This window comes from Bartonella vinsonii subsp. berkhoffii ATCC 51672 (assembly GCF_902825225.1).
GTDB classification, from domain to species: Bacteria; Pseudomonadota; Alphaproteobacteria; order Rhizobiales; family Rhizobiaceae; genus Bartonella; species Bartonella berkhoffii.
Window position 1 is genome coordinate 1 of sequence record NZ_CADEAK010000117.1, and the last position, 518, is coordinate 518.

The following is a 518-nucleotide window of genomic DNA, read 5'->3' on the forward strand; positions in this document are numbered from 1 at the left end:
TGCTTTTATTGGATCTTTAAATTTTGATCCTCGATCAGCTTCATTAAATACAGAAATGGGTATTCTTTTTGAGTGTGCACCAATTACAGCGATGTTGGATTTGCTTTTTTTAGAAGAAACAACAGGTGAAATGAGTTATTGTTTACGTCTTGGGGATAATGATCGTATTTATTGGGATTTTATTGAAAATGAAAAACGATATAGTATTGATTATGAACCAGAAAGCAGTTTTAGGCGTCGCGCATTTGCAAAGATAATGAGTTGGTTGCCAATTGAATCGCAATTATAGCTTATACAAGAATATATTAGAAAAAATATTTATTTTTCTTTTCATTTCATTTTTTTAGATTTTTTGATATTTATTATTATTACTTTTTCTTTTTTAATTGTTTATCTAAAAAAATCCCATGTATAGAGGTGTTTTAAAATAATTATGAACTGCTTTTTTCTAGCTTCAGATGATAACGACACGAGACTCTCCCTTTTGATAAATTTTGCTCGTGCAGGCTCTGGTCTTC

At 29.5% G+C, this 518-nt stretch carries 1 protein-coding gene; it reads left to right on the forward strand.

Going from position 1 to position 518, the window contains the following annotated elements:
- A partial coding sequence (locus J7R10_RS08520) for a phospholipase D-like domain-containing protein (RefSeq protein WP_484792990.1) occupies positions 1 to 289 on the forward strand: 289 nt, incomplete at its 5' end.
- Positions 290 to 518: the final 229 nt, after the last annotated feature.